This is a genomic window from Paenibacillus whitsoniae, assembly GCF_003955665.1.
GTDB classification, from domain to species: Bacteria; Bacillota; Bacilli; order Paenibacillales; family NBRC-103111; genus Paenibacillus_E; species Paenibacillus_E whitsoniae.
Genome location: NZ_RXHU01000164.1, coordinates 1,953 through 4,342, shown reverse-complemented (window position 1 = coordinate 4,342; position 2,390 = coordinate 1,953). Strand labels below are relative to the sequence as shown.

Annotated in this window: 3 protein-coding genes; 1 reads left to right on the top strand and 2 read right to left on the bottom strand. The window is 57.3% G+C overall.

Going from position 1 to position 2,390, the window contains the following annotated elements; translation table 11 throughout:
• A partial coding sequence (locus EJQ19_RS31540; protein ID WP_164716888.1) for a hypothetical protein occupies nucleotides 1–224 on the bottom strand: 224 nt, incomplete at its 3' end.
• 632 nt (nucleotides 225–856) lie between these two features.
• Complete coding sequence (gene rluF, locus EJQ19_RS31535; RefSeq protein WP_126145160.1) at nucleotides 857–1,570, bottom strand: 23S rRNA pseudouridine(2604) synthase RluF; 714 nt, start codon at nucleotides 1,568–1,570, stop codon at nucleotides 857–859.
• Nucleotides 1,571–1,709: 139 nt separating this feature from the next.
• On the opposite strand from rluF, the gene EJQ19_RS31530 reads away from it, so the two are divergent.
• Nucleotides 1,710–2,330, top strand: coding sequence for an NAD(P)-dependent oxidoreductase (locus EJQ19_RS31530; RefSeq protein WP_126145159.1), 621 nt, complete (start codon nucleotides 1,710–1,712; stop codon nucleotides 2,328–2,330).
• Nucleotides 2,331–2,390 lie beyond the last annotated feature (60 nt).

Here is a 2,390-nt window from a genome sequence, read left to right as displayed (position 1 = left end):
GTAATGTACGTTTTGACTTTGTCGAGTGCCTGCTCCTTTGTAAGTTTGGCTTCGAGCTGCTTCGTGTCGCCGCCCTTCACGGGTGGCACAGCAGTGACCATGATGTCCGTGCTCGCTGTGGCCGAACCCATTCCCATTACCGTGTCGGCGAACGCCGCCGGCGCCATTCCGAGCAGTAAAGATGAGGCGATTACGACCGTGCCTGCTTGTTTCAATAATTTCAAAGCCATCTTCCTCCTTAGCGAGTTCAAAATCGTATTCGGCCACGTGCAGTTCATCCGACAGGCAGCTGGCGGAGTTCGGCCCATAGCTTTCTAAATTTTGGACGGAGGCAATTGGAAAAAGGTTGCAGCAGGTTAAAAAAATAAAAAAACCGAGGACTGCCGCCCCTTTTTGGGCCACAAGCTGTATTTCCTACATGGAATTAAATCGAATGAGGGATAAGCGGCATGATTACCTGCAAAACTACATGTCTTTTTCAGCAATCCCCGCCATTTTCTCCTTTCCCAAGGTTAAATGAAGGATTTACCTGTATGAAATACAGCTTCTCTTTTGCAAACCCCCACTTTTCGCGAAATTAATTGTAAGAAATGCAGGAAGTGAACCGACGTGACGCGACGCGGAGTCTCCATTCATCTCGTCCTCGCACAGCACCAGGATTAGCATCTCAATCTTCCATCTTAGCCCCTTAAGTTCCATGGATTGCCGCGTTTACTAATGCCCAAAGCTGTCTGAGCATGTTGCACACGATTCCCGTACACCAACTTGTCCCCAACTGCACGACGTCGGTCAAAAACTCCATAAAAAAAGAGCACGACCGCCCCTCCCCAAAAGAAGAAAGCTGTCATGCTCCGTTTCACTTGCCGGTCTGTGTCCCCTGATGGCTCAGCGTCTTCATCAAATCCTGCATCTCACCCGCCGTCAGATCGCGCCATTTGCCCACCTTCAGGTTGCCAAGGTGAATATGCATGATCCGGACGCGCTGCAGCCGCACGACCCGGTAGCCGAACGCTTCGCACATCCGGCGGATTTGGCGATTCAGTCCCTGCGTCAGAATGATGCGGAACGTCCGCTCATTCACCTGAATGACCTCGCACGGCTTCGTCACTGTGCCTAGAATTCGCACGCCGCTCGCCATCCCGCGTAAGAACATCTGCGTAATCGGCCGGTTCACCGTCACGATGTATTCTTTGTCGTGATTATTCTCAGCGCGCAAAATCTGATTCACAATATCCCCGTTATTCGTCAGGAGAATAAGCCCCTCCGAATCCTTGTCCAATCGGCCAATCGGGAAAATCCGCTCTTTATGCCCGACGAAATCGACAATATTGCCCGGCACATGCAGCTCCGTCGTCGACGTAATGCCCACCGGCTTATTCAGCGCGATGTAGACATGCTCCTTCTTCTGCCCCAACGGCTTGCCGTCGATGCGCACATCGTCGCCCGGTCCCACCACGCTGCCCAGTGTCGCCAACTCGCCATTGATCGTCACCCGCCGCGCCTCGACCCATTTATCCGCTTCGCGTCTCGAGCAGACGCCCGTTTCGCTAATGAATTTATTAATTCGCATCTCTGAGAATTTCCCTTCTGCTTCGTGGCTTCTTCCCCCTTATTATGGGGGATTTCGAGGGTTCGTTCAAGTCTGCAAGGGAGACATGCTATACTGGGTCCATACCCAATCTCAGTTAAAAAAGGAGGCCAAGACCGCCATGCATATCGCCATCCTAGGCGCTACCGGCCGTGTGGGGCGGCGCGTGCTCGCGCTCGCCCTCGCAGACGGCCACGAGGTCACGGCGCTCGTCCGTGACCCCAACAACATCGAACGGCAGCCGGACAACCTCACCTTGATCCAAGGTGACGCTTGCCAAGCTGCCGACTTACTTGCCACCGTATCGCGCGCCGATACGGTCATCTCTTGCCTCAGCACCGGCGGCGCCGAGGTGCTGTCGACCGCCACGCCCCTCCTCGTCGGGGCGATGGGGCAGGCCGGCGTGCGACGGGTGGTCACCGTCGGCACCGCCGGGATTCTCCAGAGCCGGGAGCATCCGGCTCTGCTCCGCTACGAGACGCCGGACACCCGGCGCTCGTCAACCCGTGCGGCGGAGGAACACCGCCGCGCCTGGGAGGCGCTCGCCGCCTCCGGGCTCCGTTGGACAGTGGTCTGTCCAACCTACCTGCCGGAAGGCGAGCCGCAAAATCTGTTCCGCGCGGAGCGCGACTACCTCCCGGATGGCGGCACGTCCATCACGACCGGCGACACCGCGGCGTTCACGTACCGCGCCGCGCTGGACGACGCTTGGGCGGGGTGCCGCGTCGGGCTCGCGTATTGAGCGGGCGTGCGGGTCGGTACACGGACTCCCGCGGAGCGCAAGCCTGCGAAAAGGCAGGAA